The 20,730-nt window shown below is 74.3% G+C and carries 19 protein-coding genes; 8 read left to right on the top strand and 11 right to left on the bottom strand.

The window, feature by feature from the left end; translation table 11 throughout:
* Nucleotides 1-22: 22 nt before the first annotated feature.
* From ATM99_RS06840 to ATM99_RS06820, 5 genes are all read right to left on the bottom strand, one after another.
* A complete protein-coding gene (locus tag ATM99_RS06840) occupies nucleotides 23-1,201 on the bottom strand; it encodes an LLM class flavin-dependent oxidoreductase (protein WP_062102164.1) in 1,179 nt (392 codons plus the stop codon).
* A 101-nt stretch (nucleotides 1,202-1,302) separates the two neighbouring features.
* Complete coding sequence (locus ATM99_RS06835) at nucleotides 1,303-1,641, bottom strand: hypothetical protein (RefSeq protein ID WP_062102163.1); 339 nt, start codon at nucleotides 1,639-1,641, stop codon at nucleotides 1,303-1,305.
* The gene (locus ATM99_RS06830) at nucleotides 1,622-2,368 is read right to left on the bottom strand and encodes a signal peptidase I (protein ID WP_223304848.1); all 747 of its coding nucleotides are present in this window, start codon (nucleotides 2,366-2,368) and stop codon (nucleotides 1,622-1,624) included. Before ATM99_RS06830 ends, ATM99_RS06835 begins: the two co-directional genes overlap by 20 nt.
* A 14-nt stretch (nucleotides 2,369-2,382) precedes the next feature.
* On the bottom strand, nucleotides 2,383-3,102 hold the full coding sequence (locus ATM99_RS06825; protein ID WP_062102162.1) for a hypothetical protein: 720 nt from the start codon (nucleotides 3,100-3,102) through the stop codon (nucleotides 2,383-2,385).
* Between the two features lie 104 nt (nucleotides 3,103-3,206).
* The gene (locus ATM99_RS06820; protein WP_223304846.1) at nucleotides 3,207-5,342 is read right to left on the bottom strand and encodes a bifunctional diguanylate cyclase/phosphodiesterase; all 2,136 of its coding nucleotides are present in this window, start codon (nucleotides 5,340-5,342) and stop codon (nucleotides 3,207-3,209) included.
* Nucleotides 5,343-5,544: 202 nt separating this feature from the next.
* Between ATM99_RS06820 and msrB the strand changes: the two genes are divergently transcribed.
* The 3 genes from msrB to ATM99_RS06805 all read left to right on the top strand — a co-directional run bounded on the left by msrB (nucleotide 5,545) and on the right by ATM99_RS06805 (nucleotide 7,375).
* On the top strand, nucleotides 5,545-5,979 hold the full coding sequence (msrB, locus tag ATM99_RS06815; RefSeq protein WP_062102168.1) for a peptide-methionine (R)-S-oxide reductase MsrB: 435 nt from the start codon (nucleotides 5,545-5,547) through the stop codon (nucleotides 5,977-5,979).
* A 103-nt stretch (nucleotides 5,980-6,082) separates the two neighbouring features.
* The gene (locus tag ATM99_RS06810) at nucleotides 6,083-6,859 is read left to right on the top strand and encodes a nuclease-related domain-containing protein (protein WP_062102161.1); all 777 of its coding nucleotides are present in this window, start codon (nucleotides 6,083-6,085) and stop codon (nucleotides 6,857-6,859) included.
* 45 nt (nucleotides 6,860-6,904) lie between these two features.
* Complete coding sequence (locus ATM99_RS06805) at nucleotides 6,905-7,375, top strand: MarR family winged helix-turn-helix transcriptional regulator (protein ID WP_062102160.1); 471 nt, start codon at nucleotides 6,905-6,907, stop codon at nucleotides 7,373-7,375.
* A gap of 49 nt (nucleotides 7,376-7,424) precedes the next feature.
* Here ATM99_RS06805 and ATM99_RS06800 read toward each other — a convergent pair whose 3' ends face one another.
* Both ATM99_RS06800 and ATM99_RS06795 read right to left on the bottom strand, forming a co-directional pair.
* Nucleotides 7,425-9,032: an MFS transporter gene (locus ATM99_RS06800; RefSeq protein ID WP_062102159.1), complete on the bottom strand. Its 1,608-nt coding sequence runs from the start codon at nucleotides 9,030-9,032 to the stop codon at nucleotides 7,425-7,427.
* 216 nt (nucleotides 9,033-9,248) lie between these two features.
* Nucleotides 9,249-10,742, bottom strand: coding sequence for a sugar porter family MFS transporter (locus ATM99_RS06795; protein WP_062102158.1), 1,494 nt, complete (start codon nucleotides 10,740-10,742; stop codon nucleotides 9,249-9,251).
* Between the two features lie 251 nt (nucleotides 10,743-10,993).
* On the opposite strand from ATM99_RS06795, the gene ATM99_RS06790 reads away from it, so the two are divergent.
* On the top strand, nucleotides 10,994-11,593 hold the full coding sequence (locus ATM99_RS06790) for a hypothetical protein (RefSeq protein ID WP_062102167.1): 600 nt from the start codon (nucleotides 10,994-10,996) through the stop codon (nucleotides 11,591-11,593).
* A 25-nt stretch (nucleotides 11,594-11,618) separates the two neighbouring features.
* Here the strand turns inward: ATM99_RS06790 and ATM99_RS06785 are convergent, their stop codons facing one another.
* On the bottom strand, nucleotides 11,619-12,293 hold the full coding sequence (locus ATM99_RS06785; RefSeq protein WP_062102166.1) for an FMN-dependent NADH-azoreductase: 675 nt from the start codon (nucleotides 12,291-12,293) through the stop codon (nucleotides 11,619-11,621).
* 161 nt (nucleotides 12,294-12,454) lie between these two features.
* On the opposite strand from ATM99_RS06785, the gene ATM99_RS06780 reads away from it, so the two are divergent.
* From ATM99_RS06780 to ATM99_RS06770, 3 genes are all read left to right on the top strand, one after another.
* Nucleotides 12,455-12,832: a helix-turn-helix domain-containing protein gene (locus ATM99_RS06780; RefSeq protein WP_062102157.1), complete on the top strand. Its 378-nt coding sequence runs from the start codon at nucleotides 12,455-12,457 to the stop codon at nucleotides 12,830-12,832.
* Between the two features lie 253 nt (nucleotides 12,833-13,085).
* Nucleotides 13,086-13,706, top strand: coding sequence for a DUF47 domain-containing protein (locus ATM99_RS06775; protein ID WP_046529096.1), 621 nt, complete (start codon nucleotides 13,086-13,088; stop codon nucleotides 13,704-13,706).
* 6 nt (nucleotides 13,707-13,712) lie between these two features.
* Nucleotides 13,713-14,717: an inorganic phosphate transporter gene (locus ATM99_RS06770; protein WP_046529095.1), complete on the top strand. Its 1,005-nt coding sequence runs from the start codon at nucleotides 13,713-13,715 to the stop codon at nucleotides 14,715-14,717.
* 76 nt (nucleotides 14,718-14,793) lie between these two features.
* Here ATM99_RS06770 and ATM99_RS06765 read toward each other — a convergent pair whose 3' ends face one another.
* Genes ATM99_RS06765 through mshD form a run of 3 tightly spaced genes read right to left on the bottom strand, consistent with a single transcriptional unit; the run spans nucleotide 14,794 to nucleotide 19,137 of the window.
* Nucleotides 14,794-15,774 carry an NUDIX hydrolase gene (locus ATM99_RS06765; RefSeq protein ID WP_062102156.1) on the bottom strand — a complete coding sequence of 327 codons (981 nt, stop codon included), beginning with the start codon at nucleotides 15,772-15,774 and terminating at the stop codon, nucleotides 14,794-14,796.
* Nucleotides 15,771-18,005, bottom strand: a complete 2,235-nt coding sequence (locus tag ATM99_RS06760; protein WP_062102155.1) for an RNA degradosome polyphosphate kinase — start codon at nucleotides 18,003-18,005, stop codon at nucleotides 15,771-15,773. The genes ATM99_RS06765 and ATM99_RS06760 overlap by 4 nt, the downstream gene beginning before the upstream one ends.
* Nucleotides 18,006-18,051: 46 nt before the next feature.
* Complete coding sequence (mshD, locus tag ATM99_RS06755; RefSeq protein WP_062102154.1) at nucleotides 18,052-19,137, bottom strand: mycothiol synthase; 1,086 nt, start codon at nucleotides 19,135-19,137, stop codon at nucleotides 18,052-18,054.
* Between the two features lie 126 nt (nucleotides 19,138-19,263).
* On the opposite strand from mshD, the gene ATM99_RS06750 reads away from it, so the two are divergent.
* A complete protein-coding gene (locus ATM99_RS06750) occupies nucleotides 19,264-20,541 on the top strand; it encodes an NAD(P)-binding domain-containing protein (RefSeq protein WP_082659374.1) in 1,278 nt (425 codons plus the stop codon).
* Nucleotides 20,542-20,730 lie beyond the last annotated feature (189 nt).

Genomic DNA, 20,730 nt, shown 5'->3' with positions numbered 1-20,730 from the left:
GGCGAGAGGGCGATCCGGTGGGTCAGGAGACGGTGACCGCGTCGGCGGCGTCCGTGTCGTCCTCGGCCGTGCGGCCCGTCCAGTGGTCGGCGGCCGCGGCCTGCTGCTGGTGCACCTTGCCCGCGGCGCGTGCGGCGGCGACGCGCTCGGCGTGCGACGGCGGGTCCGAGGGCACGTCGGCGGGGCGGCGGGACTCGGCCTCGGCGCGCAGCACCGGCACGACGTCCTCGGCGAGCATGTCGATCTGCTCGAGGACGGTCTTGAGCGGCAGGCCCGCGTGGTCGATGAGGAACAGCTGGCGCTGGTAGTGGCCGACCTGCTCCCAGAAGGCCCCGTAGCGGTCGATGACCTGCTGGGGGCTGCCGACCGTGAGCGGCGTCTCGCGCGTGAAGTCCTCCATCGACGGCCCGTGCCCGTACACGGGGGCGACGTCGAAGTAGGGCTCGAACTCGTTCCACGCGTCCTGGCTGTTCTTGCGCATGAACACCTGGCCGCCGAGGCCGACGATCGCCTGGTCGGCACGGCCGTGGCCGTAGTGCTCGAACCGCTGGCGGTAGAAGTTCACCATCTGAGCGGTGTGCTCCATGGGCCAGAAGATCGCGTTGTGCAGGAACCCGTCGCCGTAGTACGCGGCCTGCTCGGCGATCTCGGGGGAGCGGATCGAGCCGTGCCACACGAACGGCGCGACGCCGTCGAGCGGGCGCGGCGTGGACGTGAAGCCCTGCAGCGGCGTGCGGAACTTGCCGCTCCAGTCGACGACGTCCTCCTCCCAGAGGCGGCGCAGCAGCGCGTAGTTCTCGATCGCGAGCGGCAGGCCCTGGCGGATGTCCTTGCCGAACCACGGGTAGACGGGGCCGGTGTTGCCGCGGCCCATCATGAGGTCCATGCGGCCGTCGGAGATGACCTGGAGCATCGCGTACTCCTCGGCCAGCCGCACCGGGTCGTTCGTGGTGATGAGCGTGGTCGCGGTCGAGAGCACGATGTTCTTCGTGCGGCCCGCGAGGTAGCCCAGCATGGTCGTCGGCGACGACGGCACGAACGGCGGGTTGTGGTGCTCACCGGTCGCGAACACGTCGAGGCCCGCGGCGTCGGCGTGCTCGGCGATCGTGAGCATCGCGCGCACGCGCTCGGTGTCGTCGGGCGTCCGGCCCGTGGTCGGGTCGGTCGTGACGTCACCGACGGAGAAGATCCCGAACTGCATGGTCCACCTCGCTGTCCGCCGGGCGGCCCTGCCACCCGGGAGTTCTATGCATTTGCATCGACCGCTCGCCACAACACGGCACCCCCCGCACGTATTCCGCGTCAGCCGCGGGACTCCTCGCCGGGCGGGCCGGGCAGCGGTGCGGCCCCCCGCCGCGCGCCGCGCACCAGACCGTCGCCCGGGTCCGCGACACCCGTCGGGGCCGGGTCGGCGGCGGGGTCCGCGGGCGGGGTGCCCGTGGGGCCCGGTGCGGGCTCCTCGGTCGTGCCCGACGGTCCGGGTGCCACCGTCACCGTCAGCGTGAACGTCGACCGGTCGGTCAGGACGGCCGACGTCCGCAGCACCCACGGGGCCGCCAGCGCGGCGGCCAGCACCGCCCCGACGGCGACGAGCCGCAGCGCCCGCGCGCCGCGCCGAGCCTCACTCGAGGAGGAGCGCATCCAGCTTCCCGTCCGGTGGTGCCTGCCGTCGTCGTGCGTCCTCGCGGCGCCGGCGGCGGTCGTCGACGACGGCCAGGACCTCGAGGGTCACGAGCGCCAGCAGCGGGGGCACGAGCAGCATCGCACGCCCGGCCGGCGACGACGCCCACGCCAGCGGCCGGCCCCAGCCCTCGTGCACCCGCAGCACGATGCCGCGCACGCGCTCGACGGGCGTCGCGTTCGGGTCGGGCTCGGCGTTCGCGTCACCCTGCGTGCGGATGTACGCGCGGCTCACCGGCTCGCCGTTCGCGTCGAGCACCGGCACCTGCCGCCCGCCCGAGCCCGGCACCTCCGTCATCGCCGGCAGGCTCAGCACCGCGACGATGCGGTGCGTGACGAGCTCGTCCCGGCCGGTCGGCTGGAACGTCACCACGAGCCGCTGCTTGAGCTCCGACGGGTCGTTCACGGCGCGCAGCACGACCGCGTCGCCGGGGGAGAACTGCGGCTCCATCGAGCCCGACGTGACGATCAGCAGCCGCTGGTCGTGCGCCTGGTACCAGAGCGGGACGAGGATCGCGACGAGGAACGCGCCGACACCCGTGACCGCCACGGTCCACAGCGTCGCGGACACGACGCGCCGCCACCACGGCGTGCGCGGCGCTCGCAGCGACGCCCGACGCGGCGCCCGGCGGTCCACGAGCGGCGTGCGGCGCCCGCCACCCGGCGCGCGCCGGTCCCGCAGCAGCACGCGCGCGCCCGCCGTCAGTTGTTGACCGTCTGCTCGGAGTCGATCTGGACGGTGACGTCCGCCGACGTGTCCTGGTACGCGTCGTCGGCGCCCGACGCCGCCGCGCCCCGCTGGTCGGCGTCCGCCATGTCGAGGCGGAAGCACAGCGTCTCGCTCGACACCGCGCTCGTCCCCGCGACGTGCAGCGTGCGGTCGCCGCCGCCCGGTGACGCGTCGTACCCCACGGCCGGGCTGCCGACGACGGGGGTGGCCGTTCCGGGCAGGCCCTCGCCGGTGTCGCCGATCGGCTGCGCGTCCTGCGGGAAGCCGTCCAGCGTGCAGCTCGCCTCCGGCAGCGCGTAGACGCGCAGCCGCAGCCGCTCGCGCAGGTCGCCGCGACCCTCCACGGCCGGTGCCGTGGCCGACACCGAGACCGCGTACCGCAGCTCGAGCGACCCCTCGTTCGTGACCGTGACCGGCGCGACGGTGAAGCCGCCCGGGGCGATGCCGCCCGGCGGCAGCGCGAACGCGACCGAGCCGGACCCGCCCGGGGTCGCCGCGAGCTGGACCGAACCCGTCGTGATGCGACCCGAGGCCGTGTCCTGGTCGGTGAACACCGCCGCCGTCGTGAGCGACGTGACGCCCACCCCGGCCAGCACGAGGATCGCGCCCGTCGCCCACAGCCGTCGCCGCCGCAGGACGTCCTCGCGCGCGGGCGCGGGGTCGATCATCTCCTCGAGGATCTCGTCCATCATGAGCGGGCCTTCCGGTCGCGCCGGGAGGAATCCGGCGTCAGGGGCGTGAGGGAGGAGGCGTGCTCCTCGGCAGGCATCGGCAGCAGCGCCGCCGACCTGAGGAATCATGCCGTGAGTTCACCCGAACGGGTGGCACCGTCCGGGTGCGCGCCGTCCGTGGCGTCGCCCCCGACCCGCCCGATCGCCTCGGCCGGCGCCGGCCGGGCCCACAGGAACCCCTGGGCCTGGTCGACCCCGAGACGCGTCAGGACGCGTGCGGTCACGGCGTCCTCGACGCCCTCGGCCACGACGTCGAGGCCGAACGAGTGCGCGAGGTCGACCATCGCCTGCACCACGACCTCGGACCCGTCGCGCCCCTGCTCGCCGAGGTCCGAGATGAACACGCGGTCGATCTTGAGCGTGTCGACGGGCAGGTCGCGCAGCTGCGAGATCGACGTCGTCCCGGTGCCGAAGTCGTCGATCGCGACCCGCACGCCGAGCTCGTGCAGCCGCTGCAGCACCGGGACCACGCGCGAGCTGTCGGCCACCAGCGCGGTCTCGGTGATCTCGACCTCGAGCAGGCGTGCCGGCACCGCGTGCTCGTCGAGCAGGTGCTCGATCGTCGCGACCACGTCGGGCGTCGTGACGTCGTGCGCCGACAGGTTGACCGCCACCGGAAGGTCGCGGCCCTCGGCGTCCCACCGTGCGAGCTGCACGACCGTCGCCTCGAGCGCGAACCGCGTGACGTCGTGGATGAGCCCCGACTGCTCGGCGATCGGCACGAACGCCGACGGCGCCAGCACGCCGCGCGTCGGGTGCGACCAGCGGATGAGCGCCTCGTACCCGACGACCCGGTCCGTGCCGAGGTCGAGCTTGGGCTGGTAGTGCATGACCAGCTCGGCGGGTGGCGGTGCGCCGGCGTCCGACGCCGTGCGCGCCCGTCCCGTGTCCCGTCCCGCCGCGAGCAGCTGCTGCTCGACGCGCCGCGCGGCGCGCGCGGCCGCCAGCGCCTGGTGCAGCTCGCCCAGCAGCACCAGGCGCGTCGGCGAGGAGTCGTCGGTGTCGGGCGAGTACACGGCCACGCCGGTGCGGTGGTGCTTGGCGGCGTACATCGCGACGTCGGCCGTGCGCATGAGCGACGACGCGTCGTCGGCGTGGTCCGGCAGGCACGCGACGCCGATCGACGTGTCGATGTGCAGCGTCATGTCGCCGATCTCGAACGGCCGCGCGAACAGCTGCCGGACCCGACCCGCGAGCCGTTCGGCGTTCGCGACGGACCGCACGTCGGGCAGCAGGACCGCGAACTCGTCGCCGCCGAGGCGCGCGACCACGTCCTCCTCGCGCAGCGACTCCCGGAGCCGCAGCGCGACGTGCTCCAGCAGCGTGTCGCCGTGGTCGTGGCCGAGCGTGTCGTTGATGTCCTTGAAGCGGTCGATGTCGAGGAGGATCAGCCCGACGCGGCCGCCGTCCTGCTCGGCGCGCGTGATCGCGCGGCGCATCTGCTCGCCGAGCAGGCGGCGGTTGGGCAGGCCCGTGAGCGAGTCGAGCAGCGCGAGCCGGGCGTTCTCCAGCGCGGTGCTGCGCAGGTTCCGGGACGTGGTACCCACGATGCGGAAGAGCAGGAGCCACAGCACCACGAGACCGCCCGCGACCGCGTACGTCACGGTGCGCGACGTGCGGGCGAGCGTCCGCTGCGTCTCGGTGTGGTCGAGCACGACCTCCGCGACGCCGACGGGCTCCTCGGCCGTGCCGCCGCCCGGCACCACGGCGTCGCCGGTGTCGCGGGGCAGGACCGGAACGTAGACGTCGAGGACCGTGCGCTCGTCGGCTCCCGGGCCCGTGCCGCCACGCACGTCGTCCTGCACCACCGTGCCGGGCACGCCCGACGACATGACGGCCGCGAACCGCTCGGCGTGCGGCAGGCCCGTCGTGGTGGCCGGGTCGGAGGAGTACATGAGGCGGCCGTCGAGGCCCCACAGCCGCAGCTCCACGAGCCGCTCGTCGAACGCGCTCGTGCGCCCCGCGATCGCCTGCGCCTCGTCGGCGGACGCGACGCCCGTGACGAACGACGCGGTCGAGACGCCGCCCGCGGCGTGCCGCGCGACGACCGCGGCCGTCGAGGTGCCGTCGCCGAGGGCCTGCGCCCGCATCTGCTGGGACGTGATCGCGACCAGCGCGACCCCGAGCGCGACCATGCCGACGAGGCTGACCAGGGCGAACGAGCGTGTCAGGTCCGAGCGTCGCCGCGAGCGTTGCGACACGGACCCCTCCCCGGCGTGTCGACCGCGACGTCCCGGCCGGGAACGTCCCGGACAGAGTAGGACGTCCGACCTGGATCGGTCCGAGCCTCGCCGTACGGTCTGCGTGTCGTGTCGGGTGCGTCGGGGAACGTCCCGTCCCGCGCCGGTGTTGTGCCCGGTGCGACCGCAGGCGTGGTCGCCCCGACGACCCCAGGGAGCTGTGGTGACCGACCGGTACCCCGTGACCAAGTCCGACGACCAGTGGCGGCTGGAGCTCGAGCCGCAGGAGTTCGCGGTGCTGCGCCGTGCGGGCACCGAGCGCGCCTGGACGGGTGAGCTGCTCGACGAGCACCGCGAGGGCGTCTACCGCTGCCGCGCGTGCGGCAACGAGCTGTTCCGCTCGGACACCAAGTTCGACTCGCACTGCGGCTGGCCGAGCTTCTTCTCGCCGCTCGCGGGCGACCGCGTCGAGCTGCTGACCGACACGACGCACGGCATGGTGCGCACCGAGGTGCGGTGCGCGCGCTGCGGCTCGCACCTGGGGCACGTCTTCGACGACGCCCCGCAGACGCCCACGGGCGACCGGTTCTGCATGAACTCGGTGAGCCTGACGTTCGAGCCCGCGGGCGAGGGCGCGGCGGCGGACCCGCGTCCCTGAGACGTCCGGTCGGGTGACGACACACGCCCGACACGCCGGTCCGGGGTGAAGTCGCCCGGAGGCGGGACTGAAGTCCACCTGCCGCAGTGCCGATAATGCGGAGGTGGACGAGGTCCTGACCGTTCGACGGTGGCGGAGGTACGGTGCCGACCGTCTCTACGTCACGCACGAGACCGGTGCGCGGGTGGGCTCCGTCGACCTGCAGTCGGGCGAGGTGGTCGCCGACGACCCCGTGCTCGAGGCCCGCGTGCGCCGCGCCGCGCAGGCGTACCTGCGCTCGGACGTCCCCGAGCTCGTGCTCCCGGTGACCTCGGAGCTCGCGTCGCTCGACGCGCTCGAGGGGCTGGGCGCGGGTCTCGAGGCGTGGCTGGGTGACGTGCGCGACGGTGCGCGCGGCGACCAGGGCCTGCGCGGCAGCCCGCTGGGCGTGCGGCTCGAGCGGCTGGCGGACGACGGCTGGGAGGCCGTGCACGACGTGCCGCTGGGCCGGCAGGGCTCCGTGATCGAGCACCTGCTGATCGGGCCGGGCGGGATCTGGACCGTCTCGGAGCGGAGGCACCCCGGCAGCGCCGTGCGGGTCGCGGCGCGCACGATGCTCGTCGACGGGCGGGCGGTGACCTACCTGCGGGACGCGCGGCTCGAGGCGGCGCGCGTGCAGGGTCTGCTGCAGTCGGTGGGGTGCGCCGGCGTGCACGTCCGGGCCGCGCTCGTCATCACCGGTGACCTCGAGCGCGACGTGCACCACCCCCCGCAGGACGCGCTGGTCGTCGCGCGGCACGAGGTGCCGAACGTGTTCCGTCGCATGCACCCGCACGTCGACGCGGCGCGCGTGAAGGCCATCGCCCAGCTCGCGCGGCGCCGCACCACCTGGGCGCGCTGACCGGAGCTGGTCGGGACACGTGCGCGGCTGGGCAAGGATGGGGCGATGAGCGACGACCCGGTGCTGCGCGTCGAGCGGGAGCTCGGCCTGTTCCTGCGGCGGGCGCGGGCCGCGTCGGCGGGCGTGGCACGCACCGTGCACCCCGACCTCGACCCGTCGGCGTACCAGCTGCTCGCGACGGTCGCCCGGACGCCGGGCACGCGCGCGAGCGACCTCGCGGACCTGCTGGGCGTGGGCCGGGGCACGATGTCGCGGCAGGTCGCGCGGCTCGAGCGGCTCGGGCTGATCACGCGAGCGGCGGACCCGCACGACTCGCGCAGCCACCCGCTCGTGCTGACCGACGAGGGCGAGCGGCGGCTCGAGCACGCGCGCGCCGGGCGGCAGGAGTACATGCGTCGCTCGCTCGACGCGTGGCGGCCCGACGAGCTGGCGCACCTGGCCGACCTCATGGCGCGGCTCAACGAGGACCTCGTGCGGCACGGCGAACGCCAGACGCCCGCCCCGGACGGCCCCTGAGGGGTCGTCGGGACGGGCGTCGTGCGCGGTGGTGCCGCGGTGATCGACGTCAGGACGCCGCGGCCGGCTCCTGCTGGGCGGCCTGGGCCGCGAGCCGCTGCTCGACGCCCGACGCGTGGCCGAGCGGGACCTCGCGCAGCGCGAGCACGGCGACCAGCGCGAGCAGCGCGATCGGCGCGCCGACGAGGAACAGCTCGGAGACGCCCACGCCGAACGCGTGCTCGACGACCTGCCGCACCGGGCCGGGCAGCGTCGCGAGGTCGGGCAGCGTGCTGGTGCCGCTCGAGCCCATCGCGGCGGGGTCGATGCCGATGCCGCTGAGGCCGTCGACCATGAGGTGCTGCACGCGGTTGGACAGCAGCGCCCCGAGGGCCGAGACGCCGATCGCGCCGCCGAGCGTGCGGAAGAACGCGACGGTCGCGGTGCCGGCGCCCATCTCGGTGATGGGCAGCGTGTTCTGCGTCGCGAGGACGAGGTTCTGCATGAGCATGCCGACGCCCACGCCGACGACGAGCATGTAGCCGCCGACGAGCACGAAGCTCGTGGTCTCGTCGATCGTGCCCATGAGGCCCAGGCCACCCGTCAGGAGCACGGCGCCCGCGACCATGATCACCTTGTAGCGGCCGGTGCGCGTGATGCGGCGGCCCGACAGCGTCGAGGACAGGAACACGCCGAGGACCATGGGGATGGTCAGCAGGCCGGACTGCGTGGGGGTCTTGCCGCGCGCGAGCTGCATGTACTGCGACAGGAACACCTGCGTGCCGAACAGCGCGATGCCGACGGCGACGGACGCGAGGACCGTGAGCACCACGGTGCGGTTGCGGAACAGGTGCAGCGGGATGATCGGCTCGGCGGCGCGCTGCTCGACCAGGATCACGCCGACGACGCCCAGCAGGGACCCGCCGACCATGACGGCCGTCTGCCAGGACAGCCAGTCGAACGACTGCCCGGCGAACGTGACCCACAGCAGGAGCGTCGCGACGGACGCGGACAGCAGGACGGCGCCGGCCCAGTCGATGCGCACGCGGCGCCGCGCGGTGGCGGGCAGGTGCAGCGTGCGCTGCAGCACGACGATCGCGGCGATCGCGAACGGCAGGCCGACGAAGAAGTTCCAGCGCCACCCGGCCGCGTCGGTGATGACGCCGCCGAGCAGCGGGCCGCCGACCATGCCGACGGCCATGACGGCGCCCATGAGGCCCATGTACCGGCCGCGCTCGCGGGGGCTGATGATGTCGGCGATGAGGACGGTGCCCAGGGCGGTGAGGCCGCCGGCGCCGATGCCCTGCAGCGCGCGCATGCCGATGAGCATCTCGGTGGTGTGCGAGAACCCGGCCAGCGCCGAGGACACGACGGACACGACGAGCGCGATCTGCACGAGCAGCTTGCGGTCGACGAGGTCGGCGAGCTTGCCCCAGATGGGCGTCGAGACCGTGGTGGTGAGGAGGGTCGCGGTGACGACCCAGGTGAAGGCGGACTGGCTGCCGCCGAGGTCGGTGATGATGCGCGGCAGGGACGTGGACACGACGCTCGTCGCGAGGATCGAGACGAACATGCCCAGGAGGATCCCGGACAGGGCCTCGAGGACCTCGCGGTGCGTCATGGCGCCGCTGGGGGAGTCGGCGGCGGTGCCGTCGACGGTGCTGCTGGTGCTGCTCACGTGGGGGTGCTCGCTTCCGGGCGCGGGGACGGGGGTGACCGGGCGTCGTCGGCGGTCGGGAGCCGTCGCGGGCGGTGCTGGAGCCGGGCGCGACGGTTGCTCGGGGCAACTCTACGACGGGTCGTTACCTCGGGCAACAGTTCAGGGGGGTGACGTGTTCCGCCCCGGGTGCGACGTGCGTCGCACCCGGGGCGGGGAGGAAGAGGTGGGCGGGCGTCAGGCCGACGCGCGGCGCGACCGTCGCTCGACCTGCAGGCCCTCCATGTCCTCGAGCTCGACGCCCTTGGTCTCCGGGACCTTGGTGAGCACGAAGACGAACGACAGCAGCGCGAACGTCGCGTACGTCGCGTACGGAACCGTGGCGCCGAACCGGTCGAGCAGCTCGGGGAACGACAGCGTGATGACGAAGTTCGCGATCCACTGCGCGGACGCCGCGACGCCCAGGGCCGCCGCACGGATCCGGTTGGGGAACATCTCCCCGAGCAGCACCCAGACCAGCGGGCCCCACGTCGCGCCGAAGAACACGACGAACGCGTTGGCGGCCACGAGCGCGGTCACGCCCCAGCCCCCGGGTAGCTGGGTGAGAACCTCGCCGGCCCTCTCCGGGTCCGGAACCTCGAACGACTGGGTGAACGCGACGGACATGAGGCCGAGCGTCAGCGTCATGCCGGCCGACCCGACGAGGAGCATCGGGCGGCGGCCCACCTTGTCCACGAGAGCGATGGCGATGAACGTCACCACGACGTTCACGACGGCCGTGATCGTCGAGTAGGTGAACGAGTCGCTCTCCTCGAACCCGACCGCCTGCCACAGGGTGTTCGAGTAGTAGAAGATCACGTTGATCCCGACGAACTGCTGGAACACCGACAGCAGGATCCCGACCCACACGACGGGCAGCAGTCCCAGCGCCGGGCCGCGCAGGCTCGCCTGCTGCGCGAGCGCCTCGTCCTTGCGGATCGTCTGCTCGATCTGCTCGACGCGCTGCTCCGGGTCCTCCTCGGCGCCCAGCACGTCGGCCAGCACGGCGCGCGCCTCGTCGCGCCGCCCCTGCGCGACCAGGTACCGCGGCGACTCGGGGATGCGCAGCGCGAGCACGCCGTACACGACGGCCGGGACCACGCACACGAGGAACATCCAGCGCCAGGCCTCGAGGCCCAGCCACAGCTCGTTCGCCGCGCCGCCCGCCGACGTCGCGAGCAGCTGGTCCGAGAGCAGCGCTGCGAAGATGCCGAGCGTGATCGCCAGCTGCTGCAGGGAGCCGAGCCGCCCGCGCATCGACGCCGGCGCGATCTCCGCGATGTACGCCGGGGCGATCACCGACGCGATGCCGATGCCGACACCCGCCATGACGCGCCAGATCGCCAGGTCCCACGCCGCGAACGCGAACCCCGAGAGCACCGACGACACGAAGAACAGGACCGCGCCGAGCACCATGACGCGGGTGCGGCCCCACCGGTCCGACAGGCGGCCTCCCAGCCAGGCGCCGAGCGCCGACCCCAGCAGCGCGATCGCGACGACGAACCCGGTGACGACGCCCGACAGCTCGAACTGCCCCTGCACCGCCTCAACCGCGCCGTTGATGACCGAGCTGTCGAAGCCGAACAGGAACCCGCCCACCGCGGCGGCCACCGCGAGAGCGATCGCCTTGCCCTTGTGCCTCGATGCCACGGGCGTGCCGCCCGTCCCCTGCGCCGCCGACGAGTCCGTCATGGCCAGCACGCTCCGTTCCCTCCGGGGCCGTCCCGGTCGCTCTCACTGTGAACCCGGCGTGCACGTGTCGCACCCGGAGCGGGGCGGTGCGACGGACGTCACGTGCCGCCCGGGACGGGCGGCGGGTGGTGGGCGCGGCGCGGGCGAGGGATCATGCCGCGATGAGCACGGACGGCACGGCAGGCACCGGCGGCACGAGCGGCGGCAGCGGCGGCGGCTCGGGCGGCCGGCGGCGCCACCACCGCCCGATCGTGGTCGACCCCGCGCTCGCGGACGAGCTGCCCGGCCCGCTCGACCCCGCGCTGCGCGACGAGATCGCGCACACCACCGCCGCGGCGCTGGTCCGGCACGGTCGCGCGACGCAGGACCCGCAGGTCGTCGCGCGCCTCGTCGCGCTCGTGGAGACCGAGGGGCTCGACGTCGTCGCCGCGATGTGGTCCGACTGCCCGGCCGACACGCTGCCGGGCGCGCTGTGGCGGCTGTACGTGCTGCGCGAGTGGGTGCGCCGCGACCCGGGCACGGTCGCCGACCGGTACCGCCAGGGCGTCGCGGCCGCACCCGTGCACGACGCCGTCGCGGGCGTCGTCGACCAGCCCGGACCGCAGGACGTCCGCACGGTCGCCGACGCCGTGCTGTCCGGCGTCTACACCGCCGACCTCGCGGTCGCGCTCGAGCGTGCGGCCGCGTTCTGCCAGGTGCTGGCCACCGGCGCGGCGTTCGACGCCGACCACCTCGACGTCGTCGACCCCGCCGCCGCGCACCGCCAGACCCGCGGCGCCGCGTCGCTCGTGCGCACCGCCGAGGAGCTCGCGCACGCCGCCCAGCTGTGGCGGGCCGACCGGCTCGAGTGACGCGCGCGGCGGGGCCGACCTTCCGTCAGACCCGGTGCGGCTCGTGCGCCGTCGCGACCGGGCGCTCGGCGAGCCGTCGGCCGGCGCTCCGGGCTCGGTCCTCCGCGGTCGTCCGGATCTGCTCCGCGAGGTCCGTGAAACCGTCCAGCGCGGGATTGACGCCGACCAGCGTGAACTCGCGGTTCACGACCTCCAGGTCGATCTGCCACACGTCCTCCAGGATGCGGCGCAGCCACCCCGTCGCGTGGTCCCAGCCCTCCTTCGGGGTGCCCGCGGCGTAGTTCCCGCCCTGGACCGTCACCAGCAGGCCGGGTCGGCCCGCCGTGACCGGGGGGACGGCCGGGCTCATGCGGGCGTCGGCGATCACGAGGTCGACGTACGTCTTGAGGTGCTGCGAGACGCCGAAGTTGTAGAGCGGCACCGCGAACAGGTAGGCGTCCGCCTCCGCCAGCTCGTCCACCAGCGTCGCGGCGAGGGCCGCCGCGTCCCGCTGCTCCGGGGTGCGGTCGTCGTCCGGGATCGCGCCGGCCCTCAGCGCGTGCGCCCACGCGTCGCTGGGCAGCGGGGTCGTGCCGACCTCACGGTGCACCACGCGGGCGTCGGGGGCCGCGTCGAGCCAGTGGGACTCGGCGAGGTCAGCGAGCGCACGGCTGGCGGAGCCCTCGTGGCGGATGGAGGCGTCGATGCGCAGCAGGGACAACGTGGTCAGCTCCTGGGGTCGTGACGGACGTGCCGGACCGGTGCCGGCGGCGGGTCGCCGCACGGCTCGGTCGGAGGGTCCGACGCCGGTCGGGCACGGAGCCATCGTTCGACGACGGCTCGTACTTGACAAACCCCCCGTCAGTTACTTACGAAAGGTGCATGAGCGCCGACGAGACGGTGGCACCGCGCAGGCCGCTGCGCATCGACGACGAGGAGTGCCGCAGGATCGCCGGCGTCATGGAGGTCGTCGGCCGGCGCTGGTCGAGCGGCATCCTGCTCGCGCTCGGCACGGGCGCGCAGCGGTTCAGCGAGATCGAGCGCCGCGTCGACCGGCTCTCCGGTCGCATGCTGAGCGTCCGGCTCCGTGAGCTCGAGGCGGCCGGGCTCGTCGACCGCGTCGTCGTACCCACCACGCCCGTCAGCATCACCTACCGGCTCTCGGAACGCGGCGTCGACCTCCTGCGCTCGCTCCAGCCGATGGCGCACTACGCGCGCCGCTGGGAGCCGCCCCACGACGAGAGGGCGGTGGCGACGTAGGCCGAGCCCGTGCGCCGCGCGCGCCGCCGCGTAGACTGCAGGGGCGACGCCGGGTCGCGGTAGCCCCGGGCTCCATCATCAGCCGCTTCGAGCGGCCTCGCGCCGAGAGGCGCTCCCGGCCCGGCGTCGTTCACCTCACACCGAGCGCGCAGCGCGTGCGACCTCGGTCCGGCGCACCTGCCGTTCACCGCCCGTTAGGCTGTTGGCGCCCCGGTTCCCGGGGGACACATCGTCGAACGACCCGGAGCCCTCCGTGCGCCTGCGCATCACACCGCGCGACACCCAGTACTTCGACCTCTTCGCCGCGTCCGCGTCCCACCTCGTGACGGGCGCGAACCTGCTGGCCGAGATGCTCGGAGCCGACCGCGCGACCCGCAAAGAGATCAACAAGCGGATGGCGGAGGCCGAGCACGCCGCCGACGACGCCACCCACACGATCATGCGTCGCCTCAACCAGACGTTCGTGACGCCGTTCGACCGCGACGACATCTACGACCTCGCGTCGAGCCTCGACGACTGCATGGACTACATGGACGAGGCGTCCGACCTCATCGTCCTGTACAAGGTCGAGGAGCTGCCCGCGCGGGTCTCCGACCAGGTCCAGGTGCTGCAGCGTGCCGCCGAGCTCACGGCCGAGGCCATGCCCCGCCTGCGCTCGATGGACTCGCTGCAGGAGTACTGGGTCGAGGTGAACCGCCTCGAGAACCAGGCCGACAAGTCGCACCGCAAGCTGCTCGCGCAGATGTTCGACGAGATCTCCGACCCGATCCTGCTGATGAAGCTCAAGGAGATCGTGGAGAAGCTCGAGGACGCCGCCGACGCGTTCGAGAAGGTCGCGAACACGGTCGAGACGATCGCGCTCAAGGAGTCCTGAGCCCCCGTGGAACCTGTGCTCGTCGTCTTCGTCGTCGCGCTCGCCCTCGGGTTCGACTACACGAACGGCTTCCACGACGCCGCCAACGCCATCGCCACGTCGGTCTCGACGCGGGCGCTGACGCCGCGCGCGGCGCTCCTCATGGCCGCGGTCATGAACTTCACCGGTGCGCTGCTGGGCACCGAGGTCGCCGAGACCATCGCGACCTCGATCGTCGACCTGCAGGACGCGCCGTCGCACTCGGCGCTCGTCGTCATCGTGTGCGCGCTGGTCGGCGCGATCGCGTGGAACCTCGTGACCTGGTGGTTCGGCCTGCCCTCGTCCTCGACGCACGCCCTCATCGGCGGGCTCGTCGGCGCGGGCCTCGCCGCCGGGTTCGGGATCTACGGGTCGGCGATCGTCGACAAGGTCGTCCTGCCGATGGTCTTCTCGCCGATCATCGGGTTCGGTCTCGCGTTCCTCGCGATGGCCGGCCTGCTGTGGCTGATCCGCAACCGCCCGCCGACCCGCGTCAACCGGCGCTTCCGGTTCGCGCAGACCGTCTCGGCCGCCGCCATGGCGCTCGGGCACGGCCTGCAGGACGCGCAGAAGACGATGGGCGTCATCTACCTCGCGCTGCTCACCGCCAACTGGGCGGACCCGGAGGCGGGCATCCCGCTGTGGGTCAAGCTCGCCGCGGCCGCCGCGATCTCGCTCGGCACCTACGCGGGCGGGTGGCGCATCATGCGCACGCTCGGCCGCAAGATCATCGAGCTCGACCCCGCGCGCGGGTTCGTCGCCGAGTCGGTCTCCGCGGTGGTCCTCTACGTCAACGCGTTCGCGCTGCACGCGCCCGTGTCGACGACCCACACGATCACGTCCGCGATCATGGGCGTCGGCGCCACCAAGCGGCTCTCGGCCGTGCGGTGGGGCGTCGCGAAGAACATCGCCGGCGCGTGGATCCTCACGATCCCGGCCGCCGCGCTCGTCGCGGCCGTCGTGTTCTGGATCATCCACCCGATCCTGGGCTGAGGCCGCACGCCCGACGCCCCGGTGCCGCACGGCACCGGGGCGTCGTCGTGCTCGCGGTCGGCCCGACGCGGCCGGGTCAGTCCGCCCCGGCGGGGGAGCGGTGCCGCTCGACGGCCACCACGCGCACGCCGCGTCGCGTGCTCGCCGCGTGCGCCACCAGCGTCTCGCCGGGCGCGAGGAACGGGTTGTCGCGCGGGAGCGCGTCGGCCACCGCGCGGCGGCTGTGCACCTCGAGGACGTCCAGCACGGTCGGCAGGACGGGCCGGTGCGTGCACAGCACGGTGTCGCGCCGGGCGTCGAGCGCGTCCCGCACGATCGCGGCGACCCGCGCGGGGGACTCGTCGTGCCGGGCCTCCGTCAGGCCGTCGGCCACCTCGGGCGTCACGCCCGCGGCCAGCGCGTAGGGCGCGACCGTCGCCGCGCAGCGCTCCCAGCGGCTCGTCACGACCCGCTCGACGCCGAACGCCGCGAGCAGCGGTGTCAGGGTCGCGGCCTGCCGCAGACCCAGCCCGGTGAGCGGGCGGTCGTCCTCCGTGCCGCCCCACAGGGCCCGCTTGCGGGCCTGCCCGTGCCGGGCGACGGCGAGCGCGCGCGTGTCCAGCCGGTCCTTCGCGTACGCCTCGACGAGCGCGTCGAGCGGCCGACCGTCGTCGCGGCGCGTCAGCTTGCGGGCGGCCTGCGCGGTGTCGAACCACTCCCAGTGGTCGATCTCGGTGCGGTCGGCGTGCGGCACGGGCGGGCGCGCGCGCAGCGGCACGTCGTCGCCCCGGCCCGCGACGCGCGCGGCCCAGTAGTGCACGACCTTGCGCCGTCCGTCGGACAACGCGTACCGCAGGCCCGGCAGGGGAAGGCCGAGCACCACGGCCATGCCCGTCTCCTCCTCGACCTCGCGCACGGCCGCGACGGGCGGGACCTCGCCCGGGTCGAGCTTGCCCTTGGGCCATGACCAGTCGCGGTACCGGGGGCGGTGCACGAGCGCGACCTGCAGCCGCCCGGCGCGCACGCGCCACACGAGCGCGCCCGCCGCCTCGACGGGGTCCGGTGCCCCGGCCCTCACCGGGGGGCGCCCGGCCGGCGCTTCTGGCGCTGGACGAGCACCTCCTGCAGGTCGACCAGCGGGCCGTCGGGCCCGCGGTGGTGCCGCACCCAGACGCCGTCCGGGCCGAGGTGCCACGACGACGTGCCGTCGTCCATCGTCTCGTCGAGGTACTCCACGAGCTCGGTCACCTGCGCGGGCTCCGCGACCCGCACGAGCGCCTCGACGCGGCGGTCCAGGTTGCGGTGCATGAGGTCGGCCGAGCCGATGAACACCTCGGGGCCCTCGAACCCGTCACCGTCGGCGGGTGTCGCGTGCGCGAACGCGAACACCCGCGAGTGCTCGAGGAACCGGCCGAGGATCGACCGCACCCGGATCGTCTCGGACAGGCCCGGCACTCCCGGGCGCAGCGCGCAGATGCCGCGCACGTTGATGTCGACCGGCACGCCCGCCTGCGACGCGCGGTACAGCGCGTCGATCGTCGCCTCGTCGACCATCGAGTTGACCTTGATCTTGATCCACGCGGGCTCGCCGCGGCGCGCCGCCTCCGCCTCGCGCTCGATGCGCTCCAGCAGGCCCGTGCGCACCGAGCGCGGCGCGACGAGCAGGCGGTGGAACCGCGACTTCGGCGCGTAGCCCGACAGCTGGTTGAACAGCCGGGTGAGGTCCTGGCCCACGTCCGGGTCCGCCGTCAGCAGTCCCAGGTCGGTGTACAGGCGCGCGGTCTTCGGGTGGTAGTTGCCCGTGCCGACGTGGCTGTAGCGGCGCAGCCCGTCGGACTCCTGCCGCACCACGAGCGACAGCTTGCAGTGCGTCTTGAGCCCGACGATCCCGTACACGACGTGCACGCCCGCCTGCTCGAGCTTGCGGGCCCACGAGATGTTGTTCTGCTCGTCGAACCGCGCCTTGATCTCGACGAGCGCGAGCACCTGCTTGCCGGCCTGCGCCGCGTCGATGAGCGCGTCGACGATCGGCGAGTCGCCCGACGTCCGGTACAGCGTCTGCTTGATCGCGAGCACGTGCGGGTCCGCCGCCGCCTGCTCGAGGAACGTCTGCACCGACGTCGAGAACGAGTCGTACGGGTGGTGCAGCAGGATGTCGCGCGCCCGGATCGCCGCGAACACGTCGGTCGGCGTGGCCGACTCGACCTCCGCGAGGTGGCGGTGCGTCGCCGGGACGAACTTCGGGAACTGCAGCTCGGGCCGGTCGAGGTCGGCCACGAGGTTGAGGCCCGTGTGGTCCAGCGGCGCGGGCAGCTCGTACACGTCGTCCTCGGACATGCCGAGCTCGCGCACCAGGAGCTTGCGCACGCGCGGGCTGATGCCCTCGGCGAGCTCGAGCCGCACGGGCGGCCCGAACCGGCGGCGCAGCAGCTCCTTCTCCATGGCCTTGAGCAGGTTCTCGGCGTCGTCCTCCTCGACCTCCACGTCCTCGTTGCGCGTGACGCGGAACGTGTGGAACTCGCGGACCTCCATGCCGGGGAACAGCGCGTCGAGGTGCTGGGCGATGACGTCCTCGACCGGCACGAACGACATCGGCCCGCGCTCGGGCGCCGCCGTCGCGTGGTCCGGGGCCGAGGGGCGCCCCGACGCGTCGACCGCGATGTACCGCGGCAGCAGCGGCGGCACCTTGACGCGCGCGAAGTGCTCCTTGCCGCTCGCGGGGTTGACGACGCTCACCGCGAGGTTGAGCGACAGCCCCGAGATGTACGGGAACGGGTGCGCGGGGTCCACCGCGAGCGGCGTCAGGACCGGGAAGATCTGCCGCCGGAAGAACTTGTGCAGGCGGTCCTGCTCGCCGTCGCCCAGGTCGTCCCAGCGCACGATCGTGATGCCCTCGGCCGCGAGCGCCGGCTGCACGTCCTGCGCGAAGACCCGCGCGTGCCGCTCCATGAGGACGTGCGCGCGCTCGCTGATCGACTCGAGCACCTGCCGGGGTGACAGCCCCGACGCCGCCGTGACCGCGATGCCCGTCGCGATGCGCCGCTTGAGGCCGGCGACGCGCACCATGAAGAACTCGTCGAGGTTCGACGCGAAGATCGCCAGGAACCGCACGCGCTCCAGCAGCGGCAGGTCCGCGTCCTCCGCGAGCTCGAGCACGCGCTGGTTGAACGCGAGCCACGACAGCTCGCGGTCGAGGAACCGGTCGTCCGGCAGGGCCTCGTCGACGGGCTGCGGCGCCTCGTCGGGGGTCTCCACGTGCTCGGCGATGCGCTCTGCCAGCGCGGGGTCCATCGCGGGGGCGTCGGTCATGTGCTCATCGTGGCACCGTCCGGTGAACTCGGCGTCTGCTCGCCGTTCACCTCGTCGTCGCCCGCCCGTCGCGCTGCGCGGCGGCCTCCTCGCCGACCGCGGGGACGCCGCGCGGCGGGCTCCCGGGGTCGGGTCCGAACATCACGTCGACGGCGGTGCGCTCGAAGCCCGCCCGCCGGTAGGTGTGGATCGCGACGGTGTTCTCCGCACCCGTGTAGAGGATCACCGTGCGCAGCCCGCGGTCCGCGAGGTGCGCGAGCCCGAGCGCCGTCAGCGCGCGCCCCATGCCCAGGCCCTGCGCGTCGGGGTCGACGCCGACGACGTAGATCTCGCCGACCTCCTCGTCGGGCGCACCGTCCGGCGCCTCGCCCGCGGGGTGCACCTTGGTCCACACCGAGCCCAGCAGCTGACCGTCGCGCTCGGCGAGCAGGAACCCCGCGGGGTCGAACCACGGCTCCGCCTCGCGCGCCCGCAGGTCGGCCGACGTCATGCGGCCCTGCTCGGGGTGGTGCGCGAACGCGCGCGCGTTGACGCGCCGCCAGGCCTCCTCGTCCTGCCCCGGCACGAACTCGCGGACCCGGACCCCGGCCGGCAGCGTCGGAGCCGTCGGCGGGTGCGCCCGCAGGTCGGACGCCATGCGCCACAGCTCGCGCACCACCACGAGGCCCGCACTCCCGGCCGTCGCGCGCGCGGCCGGCAGGTCGCCGTGCGCCCACACGTGCAGCCGACGGTCCGGCACGGTCGCGGTCTCGGCACGCGCACGGGCCAGCAGCGCGTGCGCGACCCCGTGCCGACGCCGGTCGGGGTGCACGACGAGCTCGGCCCTCACCGTCGTCGAGCTGCCGACGTCGAGCTGCGCGTACCCCAGGAGCGGGCCCGGTGCGGCCCCGTCCGTCGTGGGGCCGGCCGGTGCGGCGCCGTCGGTCCCCGCCGCCGGGTCGCGCCGGGCCAGCAGGTGCACGACGCGCGCGTCGTCCTCCGTCAGCCGCAGCAGCGGCTGCTCCGACAGCGGGGGCACGCCGTCGTGGTGCGCCGCGGCCCGGGCGAGCGCGCGGACCCCGTCGGCCTGCGCCGGCGTGAGCGGGCCGGCGACGGCCGTGACCAACGTCGGAACCTCCGTGTCGGACGACATGGCCCCATCCCATCACGGACGGCTCGCCCCGCGGTGGCCCGTCGGGGTGATCCCCGCACCCGGGGGCCGCCCCGACGGGTGCACCCCGCCCCGGTCCGCGGCGGCACCGGGTAGCGTGGACGCGCCATGAGCAGCCCCGCCGTCGCCACCGCAGCCCCGGGGGGCCGCCGTGCACGGCGCCGGGCCGACGGGCCCCGCACGGTCGACGTCGACGTCGTCGTCGTGGGGGCCGGGCAGGCCGGTCTCTCGGCCGCCTACCACCTGGACCGCACGGGTCTCGTGCCCGTCGGCTCGCGCGGCTGGGAACGCGCGCGCGGCACGTTCGTCGTGCTCGACGACAACCCGCGCGCGGGCGGCGCCTGGCAGCACCGGTGGCGGTCGCTGACGATGGCCGGCGCGCACCACGTGCACGACCTGCCGGGCATGCCGCTCGCGGTCGTCGACGAGGCCGAGCCGGCCGCCGACGCGGTCCCGTACTACTTCGCGCAGTACGAGGAGGCGTTCGGCCTCAACGTGCAGCGCCCCGTGCGCGTCACGGGGGTCTCGCGCGGCGAGCCCGTCGACGGCGAGCCGCGGTTCACCGTCGCCACGCAGCACGTCGACCACCCCGACGCGCAGGTCGTGTGGTCGGCGCGCGGCGTCGTCAACGCGTCGGGCACGTGGAACCGGCCGTTCTGGCCGACGTACCCGGGCCGCGGGGACTTCCGCGGCCGGCAGCTGCACGCGCGCGACTTCCGGTCCGCGGAGGACCTCGCCGACGGTCACGTCGTCGTGGTGGGCGGCGGGACGTCGGCCGTCCAGCTGCTGCTGCAGGTCGCCGAGGTCACGACGACGACGTGGATCACGCGCCGCCCGCCGCAGTGGGTCGACGCCGAGTTCACGCCCGAGCTCGGGCGTGACGCCGTCGCGCGCGTCGAGGAGCGCGTGCGTGCCGGGCTGCCGCCCGAGTCCGTGGTGTCCGTGACCGACCTGCCGCTGACCCCCGCGTACCGCGCAGGCATCGAGGCGGGCGTGCTGCGCGCACGGCCGGTGTTCTCCCGGCTGGTCGCCGACGGCGTCGCGTGGGACGACCCCGACCCCGCCGGCTCGCCCCCGGCCCGCGGCGGACGCGTGTCCGCGGTGCCCCGGCCGGCAGCCGATCCTGACCTCGGGCGGTGGGTCGACGGACCCCCGTTCGTCGCGGCCCGCACGGTCCTGTGGGCCACCGGCTTCCGCGCCTCGCTCGACCACCTCGCCCCCCTCGGCCTGCGCGGCCCGGGCGGCGGCATCGCGATGGACGGCACCGAGGTCGTCGCGGAGCCACGCGTGCAGCTCGTCGGGTACGGGCCGAGCGCCTCGACCGTGGGTGCCAACCGCGCGGGCCGCGAGGCTGCCCGCCGCCTGCGCCGTCACCTGCGCTGGTGAGCCCGTACCCCACCTCCTGACACTGGTCACCTTGTCGTCATCCCTCCCGACCACTGGTCACTTCGTATGACCTCTCGGTGCGGGGGCGGCCTCGAAGTGACCAGTGGTCGCGGGGGTGGGTGTTTGTCGACCACTGGTCAGATCGGGGACGGCGGTGGCACGTGGCCGCCGCCAAGGTGACCACTGGGC

This window comes from Cellulomonas sp. B6, assembly GCF_001462455.1.
In the GTDB taxonomy this organism is placed as follows: Bacteria; Actinomycetota; Actinomycetes; order Actinomycetales; family Cellulomonadaceae; genus Cellulomonas.
This window is presented reverse-complemented; position numbering and strand designations above follow the sequence as displayed.